Source organism: Ensifer sp. R-19 (assembly GCF_049905105.1).
Taxonomy (GTDB): domain Bacteria; phylum Pseudomonadota; class Alphaproteobacteria; order Rhizobiales; family Rhizobiaceae; genus Ensifer.
The window spans coordinates 2,867,873-2,885,874 of record NZ_CP184569.1 but is presented as its reverse complement, the minus strand read 5'-3'; the positions used below and the strand labels follow the sequence as shown (position 1 = coordinate 2,885,874).

Here is an 18,002-nt window from a genome sequence, read left to right as displayed (position 1 = left end):
AGCAGAAATCTGTCATGGCAGTGTCATGTTACCGAGAATCGAGACTTACGACGAACTCTATCGCGCCTTCCAATGGCAGATCCCGGAGAGGTTCAACATCGGCGTTGCCGTCAGCGATGCCTGGGCGGCGCGTGAGCCGGAGCGCGTCTGTCTCCAGCACTTCGATTCCGATGGCGCGCATCGGGTGCTGACCTATGGCGAATTTGCCCGACAATCCTCGGCCTTCGCGCAAGGACTCGTGGGCGAGGGCATTGCGCCGGGCGAACGTGTCGCAATTCTCCTGCCGCAGGGCTTCGAAACGGCGATTGCCCATGCGGCGATCTACAAGCACGGCGCGATCGCCTTGCCGCTTGCATTGCTCTTCGGCGTCGAAGCGCTCGAATACCGGCTGCGTGACGCCGGCGTCGCGGCGGTCGTTACCAACGGTTTCGGCTTCGAGCGTATCGCTGTGATCCGGGACCGGCTGCCGGAACTGCGCCTCGTCGTGCTGGCGGAAGATCAGCCGCAGCCGGGCACGATCGCCTTTTCATCGCTTGCCTCCGGGGATTCGCAAGGCTTTGTGCCGGCGGATACCGGCCCGGACGATCCGGCACTGATGATCTATACCTCGGGCACCACGGGGCCGCCGAAGGGCGCGCTGCACGGGCACCGGGTGCTGCTCGGCCATCTGCCGGGCTTCGAGTTTCATCATCACTTTCTGCCGCAGCCCGGCGACCGCATGTGGACGCCGGCCGACTGGGCCTGGGCGGGAGGGCTGCTCAACGCGCTGTTGCCGTCGTTGCTGCATGGCGTGCCCGTCGTGTCGTCGCCGGCGCAGAAGTTCGATCCGCATACCGCCTTTCGCATCCTGGAGGAGATGGACGTTCGCAACGCCTTCATTCCGCCAACGGCGCTCCGGCTGATGAAGGCGGTTGAGAAGCCGCGCGAGCGCTATCGCCTCAACCTCCGGACCATCGGTTCTGCCGGGGAATCTCTCGGTCGCGAGACCTATGAATGGGCAAAGGCGGCGCTCGGCCTCGAAGTGAGTGAGTTCTACGGCCAGACCGAGTGCAACATCGTCATCTCCTCGGCCGCCGATCTCGGCGTCGTCAAGCCTGGATCGATGGGCAAGGCGGCACCGGGCCACCGGGTGGCGATCATCGACGCCGAAGGTCATGAACTGCCGGCCGGAAGCGTCGGCCAGGTGGCGGTCAAGCGTCCGGATCCGGTGATGTTCCTCGGCTATTGGGGCAACGAGGCGGCGACGGAGAAGAAGTTCATCGGTGACTGGATGACGACGGGCGACCAGGGCGTGATGGACGAGGAGGGCTATTTCACCTTCTTCGGCCGGGACGATGACGTCATCACCTCGTCGGGTTACCGCATCGGCCCCGGCGAGATCGAGGATTGCCTTGCCGGTCATCCGGATGTGCAACTCGCCGCTGCCGTCGGCAAGCCGGATCCCGTCCGCACCGAGATCGTCAAGGCCTATGTCGTCCTGCGGCCCGGCGTGGTTGGTGACGAGCGTGTCGCCACGTCCGTTCGCGAGTGGGTGAAGACGCGGCTGTCGATGCACGAATATCCGCGCGAGATCGCCTTCGTCGATAGCCTGCCGCTGACGACTTCGGGCAAGGTTATCAGACGGTTCCTGCGCGAACAGGCAATAGCGGAGGCGCGCGGCAAGTGATGTCGCGAACGTCCCGCGGTGCCCAAGCGGACCTCTCTAGCGCCCGGCCAGCGCCTTGATCTTGTCACGCAGGATCCGCGCCATGTTGCGGGTGTTGCGGTAGAGGTGGAGCTGGGCTGCGACCTGGCGCACTTCGCGGTCGCGGGTTTGCTGCAGGCCGATCACCAGCGTGCCCATTTCCTCGCGCTCCTGCCAGAACCGGCTCATGACCGGGTGATCCGGCACGGCGCAGGAATCGGAGCGGGCGATGTTGGCATCGTCGAGGTGCCATTCCGTCAGTTCCGCCAGCAGCAGCTTGCCCGGGGAGAACTTGGCATAGCGCTCGTCGTACGCGGTCTTCCAGGTGTAGGCCTCGCCCGACATCAGGAACACCACCATGGATGCGATCGCCCTTCCGTCGAGGTCGAGCGTGTGGATGCGCACACTGTCGCCGTCGGCAAGATTGGTGATCGCCTCGCGGGCAAAGGCCGCACGGAAGCGATCGAGCACCATGGCGCTGCGGCCCTTTCCCTTCCATCCCGATGCTTCGAGCGCCAGGAATTCCTCCATGCGCAAGCGGACTTCGGCGGGTTGGCGGGCGACCGAATAGGTGAGCGCGCCTTCTTTTGCGAGGTTGTTCCACTGCCGCCGCAGCTCGCGGAAATGCGCTGGGCTGATGGCGTTGCGCAGATAGGTCGGACCGTCGAGCAGGCTTTCGAGCATGGGGCGGCTGAAGGTGTCGGTCACCGTCAGTGGCAGGTTGCGGCCGATGGCGACGGCGCGGGTGAGGCGGGCCACCTTGCCGTTGAGGCGCATGTCGGGAAGGACGAGCACTGAGGGCAGGCCGGTCGAGGGCGCGGTAAAGGCTTCGAACAGATTGTCGATGGTTTCTGCCGCGTCTTCAGCGTCAAGCAGCGGGACGCCGAGCGGACCGAAGGGGTTCGACCAGGCGCGGATGATCGGCGCACCGATTGAGAAGCCGGGCTTTTCGATCGAGAACGGCATCAGGAACCGCAAGCGGCTGCGACGCTCGTCGTTGTCGCGCATGATGGCGAGCCGGATCACCCGTTCTTCGAGGCGGGGCATCGCCGGTGCAAGGAAGCGGCCGGTGAAGAAGACGTTCGGCTCCAGTGCCCGGTTCGACAGGAAGTCGAGCTCACGCTGCAACTCGTAGCCGGCCTTCGCCGGATAGATGGCGAGATGGCGTCCAGGGCGGCCGACCTCGATCAAATGCTCCGCAGTCGGGCCTGCATCGCCAGGCTGTGCCAGCCCGCCAAGGACCCGGGCGGCCCGACTGTTTGCATCGCTCGGAAGATTGGTATTGCCGATCATGGATGGACAGCCCCGTTGTTATCATTGCCGGCCCGCACGCTCGCGAAGGCGAAGAGCGCGAAGCCGAAGGTACGCCGGACGGCGATATGCAGCAACATCGCCTCGACGAACATTGCACCTGCGGTTGCAAGAGCAGCGCCGGTCAGTCCGAGGAGAGGGATGAGGCTCAGGTTGAGTGCGATGTTGGCCACCAGCGCGCCGGCGTAGAGGATCACGCAGAGCGTCTGCTGGCCCGCCATCGTCAGAAGCGTTTCCGCCGGGCCGACGAAGGCCTTGGCGAGAATGCCGCCAAAGAGGATCATCATCAAGGGCATGCCGGTGACGAAGGCCGGCCCGAAAAGCGAAAGCAGGAAGGGGCCCGCCAGCAGCACCAGCGCGCCGACCAGGAGCGACGGCCAGAAGGCCCAACGCGCGCTTTCGATCGCGATGCCCGCGAGCTGCCTGCGGTCACGGGCCATGGCGTTCGAAACGCGTGGGCCCGTTGCCGCCTTGACGGCGAACATGACGAAGTGCACCAGCGCCATGGTCTTGGCGGCTGCGAAGTAGATCGCGACGTCCTCGGGATCGAGATAGAGGCCGACGATCACGACGTCGGAATTGGTCAGCAGGAAGCCGAAGCCATCGACCAGGAAGATGGGGATCGAAACCCGGAGCCAGCGGCCAAGCTCGATCCGCCGCGGCCCTTCCACATAGCGCGAGCGGAGACGATAGGTCAGCACGAGGAACTGCGAGACGGTTGTGACATAGGCGGCCGCCATGGCCGCGACCATGGCCGTTTGCGCCGTGTGGGGCGCGCCTGCCGTGACTGCCAGCACCATGAATGCCAGCACCAGCAGGGGGCGGATGATGAAAGTGGGGCTCAGGGCGGAGAGCGCCCAGCCATGGGCCCGCGAGGTTCCGTCCATCACGTCGCCAAGGGCGATCATCGGCAGGGTGAAGAGGCCGAGATAGAGCGGCACGAGGTAATAGGCGTCGATGTGCGCCGAAAAGAGCCAGAGGCCGAGCAGACCGACGACGGCGACCGTGGTGGCGGAGGTGAGGGCGAAAACGCGCACTGTCGTCGTTACGCCACGAATCTCGTCGAGCGCCGCAGTCGCCTGATACTCCGGCAGGAAACGGATCACGACGGAATGGAAACCGACGCAGGAGAGGCTGCCGAAGAGGATCACCAGCACCCAGACGAAGACGAAGATGCCGTATTCGAACTCGCCCATCATCCGGGCGAGGATGATCTGCGACAGAAAGGCGATGGCGGCGCTGAAAATGCGAACCGCGAAGGCGACGAGCGCCATCCGGCGGGCCGTGTTCTTCATGTCGGTGCCGGTCAGAATAGCGGCAACTGCGCCGATCAGCGCGGACAGGCGGTGTCTCAGCGCCGACGGCAGCATTCGTCCGGCCGTTTGACATACCGCCATGAACACGAGAACACCCTGAGATTACGCAATACAGGGCTTCAGTACTGCCAGAACAGCGTTAACAAACGGTTCAGCGCGGTTGTATTGGCGGGACGAGGCAATGCCGAAAAGCGACAGTGAGCGAGAACGGATGATGCGGGCGAAATCCATCGGCTGGCGCATGGTCGGCTGTCTCGAGGAGACCGGCGTTGAACGGCTCGCTGATCTGAAGGCGGCGAATGCGGAAGACATCGCCTTCCGCATCGACACCACGCTCGGCCGCCGCCACATCAACAACACGGGCATTCGCGCGCTCGAAAGCCTGATCACCTACGCCAAGTCGTTCGATCGCTAGAGCATCCCGCGCGCTCCAGGAAGCGCGCTACCGGAAACGAAAATGCCGCCCGAAGGCGGCATTTCCTGTAAGGAACCCGGGAGCGGAGAAACCCGCACTTTTATCCTGCGTCTCTTATGCCTCGTAGATGCCGTGGCAGTGCTTGTACTTCTTGCCGGAGCCGCAGGGGCAGAGTTCGTTGCGCGAGACCTTGCCCCAGCTCGACGGATCGCTCGCATCGCGCTGCACGGGGGCCGTGGCCAGAAGCGTTCCACCGTCGCCACCAAAGTCGTCTTCGCCCGTCAACGGGTCGATATGGTGGCCGTGCATGACCGGCGGTGCCGGCTGCGGCGCTTCGGCTGCTTCGCGCACCAGTTCGACGCGCATGAGTTGTGCGGTTACCGCCTGGCGCAGGTTGCCGAGCAGGGCCTGGAACAGTTCGAAAGCCTCGGACTTGTATTCCTGCAGCGGGTCACGCTGTGCGTAGCCGCGGAAGCCGATGACCGAGCGCAGGTGATCGAGGTTGACGATATGCTCGCGCCAGAGATGGTCGAGCGTCTGCAGCACGACGGAGCGCTCGACATACTGCATGATCTCCGGACCGAAACGTTCCGCGCGATCTGCGGCTTCCTTCTCGGCGGCGGTGGTGACGCGTTCGAGGATATCGGCCTCGTCGATGCCTTCTTCGGCCGCCCATTCGACGACCGGCAGATCGAGATTGAGGTATTGCTGCACGTCGGCCCTGAGGCCCTCGACGTCCCACTGCTCGGCATAGGCCTTCGCTGGAATGCGCTTGCCGACCATGTCCTCGATGACCTCGGTGCGCATGTCGGTCACGGTTTCGGTGACGCTTTCGGCATCCATCAGCTCGATACGCTGCTCGAAGATCACCTTGCGCTGGTCGTTGAGCACGTCGTCGTATTTCAGGAGGTTCTTACGGATGTCAAAGTTGCGCGCTTCGACCTTCTTCTGTGCGCGCTCGAGCGCCTTGTTGATCCAGGGATGGACGATCGCTTCGCCTTCCTTGAGACCCAGCTTCTGCAGCATGCTGTCCATGCGGTCAGAGCCGAAGATGCGCATCAGGTCGTCCTGAAGCGACAGGTAGAACTTGGAGCGGCCCGGGTCGCCCTGACGGCCGGAACGGCCGCGAAGCTGGTTGTCGATGCGGCGGCTTTCGTGACGTTCGGTCGCGAGAACGTAGAGGCCTCCGGCAGCGAGCGCCTGCTCTTTCAGCTTCTGCACTTCGGCGCGGATCGCCTCGATGCGCTGGTCGCGCTCCGGGCCGGGCTCGATTTCCGAGAGTTCCTGCTGGATGCGCATGTCGATGTTGCCGCCGAGCTGGATGTCGGTACCGCGGCCGGCCATGTTGGTGGCGATCGTGACCGCGCCCGGCACGCCGGCCTGGGCGACGATGAAGGCTTCCTGCTCGTGGTAGCGCGCGTTCAGCACCTGGAAGTTCGCAAAGCCGGACTTCTTCAGGAGGTCGGCAAGCTGTTCGGACTTTTCGATCGAGGTCGTTCCGACCAGCATCGGCTGGCCACGCTCGTGCGCCGACTTGATCTCGTCGATGATCGCCTTCAGCTTTTCGCCTTGCGTACGATAGACCTCGTCGTCCTCGTCGATACGCTTGATCGGCAGGTTGGTCGGCACTTCGATCACTTCGAGGCCGTAGATGTTGCCGAACTCTTCCGCTTCGGTGGAGGCCGTACCGGTCATGCCGCCAAGCTTGGAATACATGCGGAAGTAGTTCTGGAAGGTGATCGAGGCGAGCGTCTGGTTCTCAGGCTGGATCTGCACCTTTTCCTTGGCTTCGAGCGCCTGGTGCTGGCCTTCGGAATAGCGCCGTCCCGGCATCATGCGGCCGGTGAACTCGTCAATGATGACGATCTCGCCGTTGCGAACGATATAGTCCTTGTCGCGCTGGAACAGCTTGTGGGCCTTGAGCGCGTTGTTGACGTGGTGGACGATCGCGACGTTTTCGATGTCGTAGAGCGATTCACCCTTGAGAAGACCCGCCTCGCGCAGAAGGTTTTCGAGCTTCTCCGTGCCGTCTTCCGAAAAGTTGGCCGAGCGCTGCTTCTCGTCGATTTCGTAATCCTCGGCCGAAAGCAGCGGAATGAACTCGTTGATCGTGTTGTAGAGATCCGAGCGGTCGTCGAGCGGGCCGGAGATGATCAGCGGCGTGCGCGCTTCGTCGACGAGGATCGAGTCCACTTCGTCGACGATCGCGAAGAAGTGGCCGCGCTGGACCATCTGGCCGCGCTCGTACTTCATGTTGTCGCGCAGATAGTCGAAGCCGAGTTCGTTGTTGGTCGCGTAGGTGATGTCGCAGGCGTAGGCGTCGCGGCGCTGCTCGTCGGTGAGACCGTGGACGATGACGCCCGTCGTCATGCCGAGGAAGCTGTAGACGCGGCCCATGGTGCCGGCGTCGCGCTGGGCGAGGTAGTCGTTGACGGTAACGACATGTACGCCTTTGCTGGCGAGTGCATTCAGATAGACCGGAAGCGTCGCGACGAGGGTTTTGCCTTCACCGGTTTTCATTTCGGCGATCGCGCGCTCGTGCAGGATCATGCCGCCGATGAGCTGAACGTCGAAGGGACGCAGGCCGAGCACGCGGCGGGCGGCTTCGCGAGCAACAGCAAAAGCCGGTACCAGCAGGTCATCGAGCGTCTTGCCGTCGGCGAATTGCTGGCGGAATTCCACGGTCTTGGCGGCGAGTGCCTCATCCGACAAAGCCTTCGTTTCGGCTTCAAGTGCGTTGATGGCGTCCACCCGAGCCTTGTAGCCGCGCACGCGACGTTCATTGGCGGAACCAAACAACTTGCGGGCTAGGCCGCCGAGACTGACCATACGAATGGTCCTTTCTTTTTTGTTGCCTTAGGTCTCATGGCCGCGCCGCGAAAACCGCGCAATGCCGTGAAACGCCCGGAAACTGTTCTGGACGCGAGGTTGCGTGACAGATAAGAGGGGGGTCGAATTATGTCAACGCACTTGCACTGCCGGACGGCTACAGAACCGCCACATTCTGGTGGTGTGCAGCCGCTACAAGTCGCAGGTAATTGCGCCGAAGGCTAATGTGAAAGGTTAGTGAGCATGTCCAAGTTGAAAACCCTGGCCGCCGCGGCACTGGTTGCGGCGATGGCCGTTCATGGTGGCGCGCGCGCGGAAGACGCCGATCCGGTGATCGCCAAGGTTGGCGGCGAGGAAGTGCGCCAGTCCGAGCTCACGCTGGCGCTGGGCGGTCTCGACCCGCAGCTGCAGCAGATGCCGGAGGAGCAGAAGCGCGCCGCCGCCCTCTCGGCGATCATCGACGTCAAGCTCCTTTCGAACACTGCCGAAAAGGAAGGCCTGCAGGATGATGCGGCCTTCAAGCAGCGCGTCGCCTACCTGACCGAGCGCGAACTGCACAATGCCTACTTCAAGAAGCATGTCGTCGACGCCATCACCAAGGAAGAGGTGAAGGCGCGCTACGACAAGGAGATCGCCGCGATCCCGGTGCAGGAAGAGGTGAAGGCACGCCACATCCTGGTCAAGACCGAGGATGAGGCCAAGGAAATCATCAAGGAACTTGACGCCGGCAAGAGCTTCGTCGATCTCGCCAAGGCGAAGTCGACGGATCCGAACAAGGACGACGGCGGCGACCTCGGCTACTTCACCAAGGGCCGCATGGTGCCGGAATTCGATACAGCTGTCTTCGCACTCGACAAGGGTGCCTACACCAAGGCTCCGGTCAAGACCCAGTTCGGCTTCCACGTGATCCTCGTTGAAGACAAGCGCCCGCAGGCCCCGCCGCCGCTGGAGCAGGTCGAGCCGCAGGTTCGTCAGCTTGTCATGCGTGACAAATACGTTGAGCTGCTTGCTGCCGCCAAAAAGGACGCAGGCGTCGAGATTTCCGATCCCGCTTTGAAGAAGGCCTATGACGAGGCCAACAAGGCGCAGGAAGCCAAGTAATTTCGATTGGCAGGCCCAGCCGCTCGCGGGACCTGCCATCACCGCTTTTTGTCGATGCCCGGCGGTGAAAACCGTTCGGGCATTTGTCGCAAGATAGATCTGGAGCAGCTTCGGTTGTAAACCGCTCCAAGTCTTTGTTCTTACGCATTTCCTGACGGAAAACCGCTACGCACTTTTCCTGGAAATGCTTTGGCCCCAACACGTCACAGCAGGTTTCCCATGTCCGGCTCCGTTTCTCCGCTTGCTCCGAAAACCTTCGCCGAAATGCCTTCCGTCCGCGGTGTCCGCATGGCGACCGCTGCCGCCGGCATCAAGTACAAGAACCGTACCGACGTGCTGATGATGGTGTTCGACAAGCCGGCCGCTGCAGCCGGTGTTTTCACCCGCTCCAAGTGCCCGTCTGCTCCTGTTGATTTCTGCCGCCAGAACCTTGCCGGCGGCATCGCGCGCGCTGTCGTCGTCAACTCCGGCAACGCCAATGCCTTCACCGGCAAGAAGGGACGCGAAGCCACGGAATTGACTGCAAAGTCTGCGGCGAAGGCAGTCGGCTGTGCGGAGAGCGAAGTGTTCCTCGCTTCGACCGGCGTCATCGGCGAACCGCTGGATGCGACCAAGTTTGCGGGCGTGCTCGACGATCTGGCCGTTGCCGGCAAGGAAGATTTCTGGTTCGAAGCCGCCAAGGCGATCATGACGACGGATACCTATCCGAAGGTTGCGACCCGCATGGCCGAAATCGGTGGCGTCAAGGTCACGATCAACGGTATTGCCAAGGGCGCCGGCATGATCGCGCCCGACATGGCAACGATGCTCTCCTTCGTGGTCACCGATGCAGACATCGCGCCGGCCGCACTGCAGGCTCTGCTTTCCGCGGGCGTCGGCCCGACCTTCAATTCGGTCACGGTCGACAGCGACACGTCGACCTCCGACACGCTGATGCTTTTTGCAACGGGTGCGGCGGCAGCCGACGGGCAGCCGGCAATCTCCGACGCGGCCGATGCGCGCCTCGACGCCTTCCGCGTCGCGCTCAACGACCTGCTGCGCGATCTGGCGCTCCAGGTGGTGCGCGATGGTGAAGGCGCGCGCAAGATGGTCGAAGTCACCGTCGAAGGTGCTGAAAACGACGCAGCCGCCAAGCGCATCGCGCTCTCGATCGCCAATTCGCCGCTGGTGAAGACGGCGGTTGCTGGCGAAGACGCCAATTGGGGCCGCGTGGTCATGGCCGTCGGCAAATCAGGCGAGATGGCGGAACGCGATCGGTTGGCGATCTGGTTCGGCGATGTGCGGGTGGCCGTCGAAGGCGAGCGCGATCCGACCTATTCGGAAGCGGCTGCCACTGCCGTCATGAAGGCCGAGGACATCACCATCCGCGTCGATATCGGCCTCGGCTCCGGTCGCGCCACGGTCTATACCTGCGACCTGACGAAGGAATATGTCGAGATCAACGGCGATTACCGCAGCTGAGGCTCCGGTCGAGCGATCGTAAGCAGTCTGGTATCCCGGACTGGCGAGAGGTAGCAAAATGACATCGAGTGATGCTCGGCCGGCGGGCAACGTCGCGGCCGAAGGTGGGGAAGTGGTAATGGTGGATCTTCCGAGCGTGCGCCGTCTCGAGGCCGTGGGCTTCCGGGCCTGGCCGGCAGCATCGGTGCACTATGACGGCAGCTGGCTGATCCGGCTCAACGCGGGCCATGATTCCAAGCGTCTCAACTCCGTCAACCCGCTCGATCCATCCGACTATCGCGATATTCCAGTGCGCCTTGAAAAGGCGGCCAGGCGCTTTGCGGACTATGGCCGGCCCCTGACCGTGCGCCAGACGCCGCTGACGCCGCCGCAACTCGTTGCCCATATGGATGCCGAAGGCTGGACGGCATTCAGCCGCAGCCTGGTGATGACGGCCGATCTTGCCGAGCGTGAATTCGGCGACGGCATCGATCACCTGCCGATCAAGGACGTCGGTCGCTTCGTCGATGCCTGTATCGGCATCGCCAAGGGCGATCCGAAGAGGAAGGCGGCGCTTACCGAGATCATCAATGCGATCAAGCCGGAAAGCGGCCTCTTCCTGTTTGAAGATGCCGAGACCGGGCCGACCGCCGTGGCACTCGTCGTGCAGGACAACGACCTCGCCGGCATCATGCAGTTTGCCGTGGACGAGCGGGTTCGCGGGAAGGGTGTCGGCAAGGCGATGCTCGATGTCTGCCTGCGCTGGGCGCGGCTGCGGGGAGCAAAAAAGGCCTGGCTGCAGGTCGAGGCGGAAAACAGCGCGGCGCTGGCGCTTTATCGCGGTGCCGGTTTCTCCGAGGTCTACAGCTACATCTACAGAACGCCGGGGGCTTGAGGCCATGAACGTCAGCGGAAAGAAGATCGTCCTCGTCGCCGCCTGCGCCCTGGTCGACAGCGACGGCCGCATTCTGCTGGCGCAACGGCCGGAAGGAAAGTCGCTTGCGGGTCTTTGGGAGTTTCCGGGCGGCAAGGTCGAAGCCGGCGAGACGCCCGAGGAAACCCTGATCCGTGAGTTGGACGAGGAACTCGGCATCCGCACCAAGGTCGCGTGCCTCGCGCCACTGACCTTCGCCAGCCACACCTATGAGGACTTCCATCTGCTGATGCCGCTCTATGTCTGCCGGCGCTACGAAGGGGTGGCGACCGGACGCGAGGGCCAAGCGATCAAATGGGTCAGGCCAAAGGCCCTGCGCGACTACCCGATGCCGCCGGCTGACGAGCCGTTGATACCATTTCTTATGGATTTGCTCTGAACCTACCCGAAATCTGATTGATTATTAATCGATCGTTTATCTCCCTCGCGCAAAGATAGCTCAATTCATTTTCGGTACGCATTGTTGGTGAACGGCGTACTGATTTCAGGCAGTGCGGTGGAACCAAGCTTGGGAAGGGCGCTTGCGTTCGCCGTGCTTTGTGCGTTTGTGAGGCTGGGATGGTGGACGACGATTTCTGGAGCACGGTTCAGGAAAAGGATCTGGTGACTAATCAGTCCCGCCGGACGGGTGTGCTCAATCTGTCCCTGCTGTTTGGAACGGCAGTGATCGCGCTGACGCTGATCCTGACGCCGATGCTGTCTTCGAAGAACGACAGGCGCATCATGGCCAATACGCCCGTCGACTACGACAATATTTCCACCGGCTCCATCCCCTCGAGCGGGACCACCAAGCGCTATACGGTACGGCGTAGCGTGCTGCAGGAGATGCCCGGTGCGGTCTGCATCATCGATGCGGACGGTCGCAAGAGCGGGTGCTGACCCGAACGCCTCCGGTTTTCGGCTGCTGCCGCACGTTTCGGATTGAACACGAACCGGACTGGGGACGCATGGAAAAGCTGAAACGCCTCTTTCGCGATAGAAGCGCTGGCATTGCAATCGAGTACGCGCTTATCGCCGCCATCGTCTCCCTGAGCGTCATCCTCGGGGCCGAACAGATCGGCAACGTCCTCTCAGCCGTCTACAACTCCGTCGCGACGGCCTTTCAGGGGGCCTGAGTTCGGGGCAAGCACGACCGCCCTTGTTAAAGCGGTTGCTCCTTCGTGCCGAGCGCTGTCGACAGCCGCTGCTTCGCGGAGCCCGGTTTCAACGGCTTCTGCTGGCTTTCATGCGGCGCCCATCCGGACAGATAGATCACCGAGAATGTCGCGCGGACGCGGCCGTCCGGATCGGAGAAGCGTTCGGCATAGATTTCCGCGGCCCGCAGGAAGAAGCGACGCGAAACGGGCAGGCGGCTTCGGGCAGTGAGCGGGCTGGCCATGCCCATGGCGCGCAAGTCGCGCATCAGCGCAAACAGTGAATCGTAACGCACCGTATAGGTTTCGGTGTCCGTGACCGGCAGCGCGAAGCCGGCGCGTTGCAGCAGCGCGCCCACATCGCGGACATCGGCGAAGGGGATGACCCGCGGACTGGCTCCGCCCGTCAATTCCGCCTCGGCGGCTAGGAGCGCTTCGCGCAGTTCCTGCAGCGTACCGCTGCCCGGGATGGCGGCGAGAAAAAGCCCGTCGGGCTTCAGCGCCCGACGAACCTGGATGAAGGCGCCCGGCGTGTCGTTGGTCAGGTGTAGGGAGAGTGGCGAAACCACCAGGTTAAAGCTTTCCGGTTCGCCCGGAACCTCTTCAAGCGAGGCGATCGTTACCGGTGCTTGCGCAGAACCAAATCGCGCATCCGTTTCCACGCGCTCGACGGCACCGACCTTGCCCGTTGCCATGAGATGGTGGGCCGTTTGCCCGGTGTAGCCGTGCAACTCAAGCGCGCGATCGAAGTGACGTTCGACCACGCTGACGCGTTCGGCGAGTTCCTGGGCGACGATATCGAGAAGGAAACCGGCCTTCGGATCGGCGTTTGTGAGCGCCCTTGCCCGATGTGCCTCGACGAGGCTCTGGTCAAAGATTTTTTCCACGATACTGTCTCCGCAAGCTGGCCAGCAAAAAGACCTTCGGAGGTTCAAAGTCAACAGCATGGCATGGGAGAGACCGCTGTTTCCGGAGGAAGGGTGGGGGCGGGTGCTGCGGGGGCTCGTCTCCGGGGCGGTCGATCTCGTCTATCCATGCCTTTCGGCTCTGGAGGCGTCGGTTCAACCAATCGGCGGAACTGGCACGGGCCATCGCGCAGCTCTCCGGCAGGCCTTATCAACCCGATGTGCTCAAGCGTATCCGACGCACAAGCCGACAGGTGGGCCTTGCTAGGCAAGCACGTGAGGACAATGTGCGCGGTGCCTTCGCGGTCTCGGAAGGCGGCAAGGCGGGTCTCCGTGGGAACAGCGTGGTTCTCGTCGACGATGTATATACGACCGGTACAACCGTCTCCGCAGCGACCCGTGCGCTGAAGCGGGCGGGAGCCGGGCCGGTCACGGTTTTGACCTTTGCAAGAGCCATATCCGGTCTTATATGACAATCAGTTATCCGGCACGGTGGCCGGTGAAGGAGCGATTGAGGATCATGGCTTCAGTGGTCATTTATACGCGTCAGTTCTGCGGTTATTGTTCGGCGGCCAAGAAACTATTGGAAACCAAGGGCGTGCCCTTTCTCGAACATGACGCAACCTATGATCCGAAGGTGCGGCAGGTGATGATCGAAAAGGCGCATGGCGGCTCGACCTTCCCGCAGATCTTCATCAACGACATTCATGTCGGCGGCTGTGACGATCTGCACGCGCTGGAACGCGCCGGCAAACTCGATGCGCTGCTGGCTGCCTGAGGCGGATCCGACGTTTCGCACATCGCCAACGCGAGGCTGTGTTGGTCGCGTGCACCAGGAGTAGAACGACGATGACCTTCAAGGCTGCAGCCATTCAGATGTGCTCCGGCGTCGATCCGCTAGACAACGCGGAGACGATGGTCCGGCTGGTGCGCGAGGCGGCGGCTCAAGGGGCGATCTATGTCCAGACGCCGGAAATGACCGGCGCGCTCCAGCGGGACCGGGCGGCTCTGCGCGCGATCCTGAAAGATGAGGCGAACGACATCATTGCCGGTGCAGCGGCGAAGCTCGCCGGTGAACTCGGGATCTACCTCCATGTCGGCTCGACGCCGATCGCGCTTGCCGACGGCAAGATCGCCAATCGCGGCCTCTTGTTCGGACCAGATGGTCACAAGATCTGCGACTATGACAAGATCCACATGTTCGATGTTGACCTCGACAACGGCGAAAGCTGGCGGGAAAGTGCTGCCTATCAGCCCGGCGGCACAGCACGCATTGCCGATCTCGACGTCGGCAAGCTTGGTTTCACCATCTGCTACGACGTGCGCTTCCCGGAGCTCTTCCGGCAACAGGCGGTCGCCGGCGCCGAGATCATGTCGGTTCCCGCCGCCTTCACGCGCCAGACCGGCGAGGCGCATTGGGAAATCCTCCTTCGCGCCCGTGCGATCGAGAACGGTCTCTTCGTCATCGCCGCGGCGCAAGGCGGCACGCATGAGGACGGGCGCGAGACCTTCGGCCATTCGATGATCGTCGATCCCTGGGGCAGGGTGCTTGCTTCGGCCGGACCGAGCGGCGAGGCGATCGTGCTTGCCGAAATTGATGTCGCCGCCGTGCATGCGGCACGCGCAAAGATACCGAACTTGAAGAACGCCCGCAGTTTCGTGCTCGATGAAGTGGTGCCAACCGGGAAGGGAGGCGTTGCCGCTTGATCCGCTATACAATTTCCTGCGACAACGGCCACGCCTTCGAAGGCTGGTTTTCGTCGAGTGACGATTTTGACCGCCAGGTCGACCGCAAGCTGGTTTCCTGTCCCACCTGCAATTCAACGTCCGTTGCCAAGCAACTGATGGCGCCTTCGGTCGCGACCGCGCGCAAGAAGGAAGCGACGCGGGCGGTGATCATGGATCAGGCGCAGAAAGAAACGATCGCCAAGATCCGCGAACTGGTGAAGACCGTGCGCGAGAACGCCGAGGACGTTGGCGAGCGCTTTCCCGAGGAAGCGCGCAAGATCCATTACGGCGAAGCGGAGGAACGTGGCCTGATCGGCAAGGCGACGGCGAAAGAGGCTGTGGCGCTGCTTGAGGAAGGAATTGCGGTCGCGCCGCTGCCGATCTTGCCTGACGAGGTCAACTGACGCGCGGTCTATTGGCGCCTCGGGTTCGCGTTATTTGCTACCTGCTCTTTAAAAACAACGTCTTGCTTCCCACCTCGCGGCTTCGCAACGGGAGATTTTTCAGCCAATGACTTTGTCCGAGCTTCGCATTTCCACCGATCGCCTCGTCATCCGGCCATTTGTGCCCGACGATTTTGCAGCCTTCTTCGCCTATCACCGGCTGCCGGACGTCTATCGCTATCTCTATCAAGAACCGCTGGACGAGACGGCTGCGCGAGCGAAGTTCGCCAAGGCTTCAGCGCCGGAACTTGGTGACGACGGGGATGTCGCGGTGTTCGCGGTCGAACGCCAGGAGGATGGCGCTCTGATTGGCGAGGTGCTGCTGAAGCTCGCAAGCCGGGCGGCCGAGCAGGCGGAGACCGGCTACATCTTCAATCCGGCATTCGCCGGCAAGGGCTATGCCACCGAGGCGATGCGCGCCATTCTCGATCTCGGCTTTTCGACGCTGCACTTCCACCGGATTTTTGCCCGGCTCGATGCGCTGAACAAGGGATCGGTCGGTGTCGTCGAACGTCTCGGCATGCGCCGCGAAGCGCATCTGATCGAGAATGACCGGTTCAACTGCGCCTGGGGCGACGAACTCGTCTATGCGCTGCTGAAACGAGAATGGCAGGCCAAGTCTGAGATCGGCTGAGTCCGCAGACGAGCCGGCCAGCGGCGTTACAGCGGACGCTTGGCGACGAGCATGTAGTTGACGTCCATATCCTTGGACAGGTTCCACTGATTGGCGAGCGGATTGAAGAAGACGCCGGTGCGTTCAGTGACTTCGAGACCGCTCGCTGAGAGCGGCTTTTCCAGTTCTTCCGGGCGCACCAGCTTTTCATACTGGTGGGTGCCGCGCGGCAGCCAACGCAGCACGTTTTCGGCGGCGAAGATGGCAAGGGCTGCTGCCTTCATGGTGCGGTTGATCGTGGCGACGAACATCAGACCGCCAGGTCGAACCATATGGGCACAGGTGGTCATGAAGAAATCGACGTCGGCGACGTGCTCGACCACTTCCATATTGAGCACGATGTCAAAACTCTCGCCGGCTTCGGCGAGCGCTTCCGCGGTCACAGCGCGATAGTCGACCGCCACGCCGCTTCCGGCCGCATGCGTCTTGGCGATGCCGATGTTTTTCTCCGAGGCGTCGGCGCCGAGGACGTCTGCACCCATGCGCGCCATCGGCTCGGACAGGAGGCCGCCGCCGCAGCCGATATCGAGCAGCCGCAGACCTTTCAGCGGTTGCGGGCCCTTGGGATCGCGACCGAAATGTTCGGCCACCTTGTCGCGAATGTAGGCAAGGCGAACGGGATTGAACTTGTGCAGCGGCCGGAACTTGCCGGTCGGGTCCCACCACTCCGCAGCCATGGCGGAGAACCGGTCTACCTCGCTCTGGTCGATCGTCGTGCGTGCGGTCTCGCTCATGTCGCCGTCTCCTTGCATCGTCTCTGGTGAAGTCGGACGATCGGGCAGGGAAGTCAAGAGCCGGTGATGGGCCAGATGGGCGCAGGTCAGGCGGGCGCGTTGTTCTACCTGCTCTATTGCGCATCCGCCTGCGGCTGGTAGTGCAGGATGACCACGCCCGATTTCAGTGGGCGAGCGTGGGTCAATTTGAGTTCCGTTCGCTTCAACCCCGGCTTGAACAGGGGCACGCCGATGCCCAGAAGCACCGGATTGATGCCGAGACGATACTCATCGACGAGGCCCTTCGCGATCAGCCCTGCTGCGAAGTCCGCACTGCCGAAAACGAAGATCGTGCCGCCATCGCGTTGCTTCAGCCGTTCGACTGCCTTGGCGGCGTCGCCGGTCACGACTGTCGTCCTGTGCCAATCGGCGGATGTCAGCGTGCGCGAGAAGACGAACTTCTCGACGCCGTTCATGAAGGTGGCGATGTTACCTTCGGCGGACGGCCAATAGGCCGCCATCATTTCATAGGTCACGCGGCCGAAGAGCAAAGTGTCCGCTTCGAGTTGCGTTTCGCCGATATAGGCGGCGAGTTCGTCCTCGAAGACGAACCAACCGATGTCATGCCCCGGTGCTTCGAAGAAGCCGTCGACGCTGACCATGTCCCACATGATGACCCTGCGCATTGTCTCTCTCCCGTTGCTGCATGTCCTGGCATGGAGAAGATTGGCAAAACTGATATGGTTTTGCAAGTGGTTTATCTTTCGCACCAGATTGACTCGCGGCATGGCTCTTCGCCGTGCTAGCATTCTTAGGATCAACGGCGGATGGGGGAATTCATGGCGCTTGGCAGGATCGACTGGGCAGTCGCTGGCGTTGCGCCGAAGCCTTCTGATCAGCTGCTCGAAATCGGCTGCGGTCACGGCGTTGCAGTGACCAAGGTTTGCGAGCGGCTTGTCGACGGGGGGATTGTAGCCATCGATCGATCGGCCACCATGGTCGCGGCGGCAATGCGCCGAAATGCTGCACACCTTGCTGCCGGGCGGGCCATCGTGCAGGTCGCGGACCTTCGCTCACTCGATCTGGATCATCGCCGCTTCGACAAGGTGTTTGCGATCCGCGTCGGCGTCTTTACGCGGGGCGATCCCACGCGTGAGTTTGCTGCGCTGGTACGGCTGTTGAAGCCGGAAGGGCGCCTCTTTCTCTTTCACGACGAGCCGTCCACGGGTGCGGAAGAGGTTGGCGCGCGGATCGAAGCGGCAGTTCTTCGCCATCGGTGGAACGTCGAGGCTCGGTCGACGCACGTCTTCGACGGCGGCGAGGTCGCCTGCGTGATCGCCCGGCCGCCTTCCTAGCTACGATGCAGAAGGTGACGCC

The 18,002-nt window shown here is 62.6% G+C and carries 19 protein-coding genes and 1 pseudogene; 14 read left to right on the top strand and 6 right to left on the bottom strand.

Annotated features, from left to right (window positions below; genetic code table 11):
- Positions 1–25: 25 nt before the first annotated feature.
- Positions 26–1,666 (top strand): AMP-binding protein, encoded by a 1,641-nt coding sequence (locus tag ACN9MO_RS14085; protein WP_112997120.1) that lies wholly within the window; start codon positions 26–28, stop codon positions 1,664–1,666.
- A 36-nt stretch (positions 1,667–1,702) separates the two neighbouring features.
- On the opposite strand, the gene ACN9MO_RS14080 is transcribed toward ACN9MO_RS14085, so the two are convergent.
- Together ACN9MO_RS14080 and ACN9MO_RS14075 are read right to left on the bottom strand one after the other, a co-directional pair.
- Positions 1,703–2,977 (bottom strand): GNAT family N-acetyltransferase, encoded by a 1,275-nt coding sequence (locus ACN9MO_RS14080; protein ID WP_057254783.1) that lies wholly within the window; start codon positions 2,975–2,977, stop codon positions 1,703–1,705.
- Positions 2,974–4,365: an oligosaccharide flippase family protein gene (locus ACN9MO_RS14075; RefSeq protein WP_057254784.1), complete on the bottom strand. Its 1,392-nt coding sequence runs from the start codon at positions 4,363–4,365 to the stop codon at positions 2,974–2,976. Before ACN9MO_RS14075 ends, ACN9MO_RS14080 begins: the two co-directional genes overlap by 4 nt.
- A gap of 127 nt (positions 4,366–4,492) precedes the next feature.
- Here ACN9MO_RS14075 and ACN9MO_RS14070 point away from each other — a divergent pair, with 127 nt between their 5' ends.
- Positions 4,493–4,726, top strand: coding sequence for a hypothetical protein (locus tag ACN9MO_RS14070; RefSeq protein ID WP_112997119.1), 234 nt, complete (start codon positions 4,493–4,495; stop codon positions 4,724–4,726).
- Between the two features lie 114 nt (positions 4,727–4,840).
- Here ACN9MO_RS14070 and secA read toward each other — a convergent pair whose 3' ends face one another.
- Positions 4,841–7,555 (bottom strand): preprotein translocase subunit SecA, encoded by a 2,715-nt coding sequence (gene secA / locus ACN9MO_RS14065; RefSeq protein WP_058323917.1) that lies wholly within the window; start codon positions 7,553–7,555, stop codon positions 4,841–4,843.
- A 243-nt stretch (positions 7,556–7,798) separates the two neighbouring features.
- On the opposite strand from secA, the gene ACN9MO_RS14060 reads away from it, so the two are divergent.
- The 6 genes from ACN9MO_RS14060 to ACN9MO_RS14035 all read left to right on the top strand — a co-directional run bounded on the left by ACN9MO_RS14060 (position 7,799) and on the right by ACN9MO_RS14035 (position 12,145).
- The gene (locus tag ACN9MO_RS14060; RefSeq protein ID WP_112997118.1) at positions 7,799–8,656 is read left to right on the top strand and encodes a peptidylprolyl isomerase; all 858 of its coding nucleotides are present in this window, start codon (positions 7,799–7,801) and stop codon (positions 8,654–8,656) included.
- A gap of 219 nt (positions 8,657–8,875) precedes the next feature.
- Positions 8,876–10,117 (top strand): bifunctional glutamate N-acetyltransferase/amino-acid acetyltransferase ArgJ, encoded by a 1,242-nt coding sequence (gene argJ, locus ACN9MO_RS14055; protein ID WP_058323919.1) that lies wholly within the window; start codon positions 8,876–8,878, stop codon positions 10,115–10,117.
- A gap of 58 nt (positions 10,118–10,175) precedes the next feature.
- Entirely contained in the window at positions 10,176–10,991 is an 816-nt protein-coding gene (locus tag ACN9MO_RS14050; protein ID WP_057254789.1) for a GNAT family N-acetyltransferase, read from the top strand.
- Positions 10,992–10,995: 4 nt separating this feature from the next.
- Positions 10,996–11,409, top strand: a complete 414-nt coding sequence (gene mutT / locus ACN9MO_RS14045) for an 8-oxo-dGTP diphosphatase MutT (protein ID WP_057254790.1) — start codon at positions 10,996–10,998, stop codon at positions 11,407–11,409.
- Between the two features lie 179 nt (positions 11,410–11,588).
- Positions 11,589–11,909, top strand: coding sequence for a hypothetical protein (locus ACN9MO_RS14040; RefSeq protein WP_057254791.1), 321 nt, complete (start codon positions 11,589–11,591; stop codon positions 11,907–11,909).
- A 68-nt stretch (positions 11,910–11,977) separates the two neighbouring features.
- Entirely contained in the window at positions 11,978–12,145 is a 168-nt protein-coding gene (locus tag ACN9MO_RS14035) for a Flp family type IVb pilin (RefSeq protein ID WP_082616149.1), read from the top strand.
- Between the two features lie 26 nt (positions 12,146–12,171).
- Here ACN9MO_RS14035 and ACN9MO_RS14030 read toward each other — a convergent pair whose 3' ends face one another.
- Positions 12,172–13,050 (bottom strand): methyltransferase domain-containing protein, encoded by an 879-nt coding sequence (locus ACN9MO_RS14030; protein ID WP_112997116.1) that lies wholly within the window; start codon positions 13,048–13,050, stop codon positions 12,172–12,174.
- Positions 13,051–13,193: 143 nt separating this feature from the next.
- Between ACN9MO_RS14030 and ACN9MO_RS14025 the strand changes: the two are divergent.
- The 5 genes and pseudogenes from ACN9MO_RS14025 to ACN9MO_RS14005 form a co-directional block, all read left to right on the top strand.
- A pseudogene (locus tag ACN9MO_RS14025) lies at positions 13,194–13,541 on the top strand (ComF family protein); the annotation flags it as partial.
- A 47-nt stretch (positions 13,542–13,588) separates the two neighbouring features.
- Positions 13,589–13,846, top strand: a complete 258-nt coding sequence (grxC, locus tag ACN9MO_RS14020; protein ID WP_057254794.1) for a glutaredoxin 3 — start codon at positions 13,589–13,591, stop codon at positions 13,844–13,846.
- A 71-nt stretch (positions 13,847–13,917) separates the two neighbouring features.
- Positions 13,918–14,775, top strand: a complete 858-nt coding sequence (locus ACN9MO_RS14015; RefSeq protein ID WP_058325821.1) for a carbon-nitrogen hydrolase family protein — start codon at positions 13,918–13,920, stop codon at positions 14,773–14,775.
- Positions 14,772–15,200 (top strand): DUF1178 family protein, encoded by a 429-nt coding sequence (locus tag ACN9MO_RS14010; protein ID WP_058325820.1) that lies wholly within the window; start codon positions 14,772–14,774, stop codon positions 15,198–15,200. Before ACN9MO_RS14015 ends, ACN9MO_RS14010 begins: the two co-directional genes overlap by 4 nt.
- A 106-nt stretch (positions 15,201–15,306) precedes the next feature.
- Complete coding sequence (locus ACN9MO_RS14005) at positions 15,307–15,873, top strand: GNAT family N-acetyltransferase (RefSeq protein WP_113133764.1); 567 nt, start codon at positions 15,307–15,309, stop codon at positions 15,871–15,873.
- Between the two features lie 26 nt (positions 15,874–15,899).
- Here the strand turns inward: ACN9MO_RS14005 and ubiG are convergent, their stop codons facing one another.
- Complete coding sequence (gene ubiG, locus ACN9MO_RS14000) at positions 15,900–16,646, bottom strand: bifunctional 2-polyprenyl-6-hydroxyphenol methylase/3-demethylubiquinol 3-O-methyltransferase UbiG (protein WP_093236124.1); 747 nt, start codon at positions 16,644–16,646, stop codon at positions 15,900–15,902.
- A gap of 113 nt (positions 16,647–16,759) precedes the next feature.
- A complete protein-coding gene (locus tag ACN9MO_RS13995) occupies positions 16,760–17,311 on the bottom strand; it encodes a dihydrofolate reductase family protein (RefSeq protein ID WP_112996730.1) in 552 nt (183 codons plus the stop codon).
- Between the two features lie 141 nt (positions 17,312–17,452).
- On the opposite strand from ACN9MO_RS13995, the gene ACN9MO_RS13990 reads away from it, so the two are divergent.
- A complete protein-coding gene (locus tag ACN9MO_RS13990) occupies positions 17,453–17,980 on the top strand; it encodes a class I SAM-dependent methyltransferase (protein ID WP_112996731.1) in 528 nt (175 codons plus the stop codon).
- Positions 17,981–18,002 lie beyond the last annotated feature (22 nt).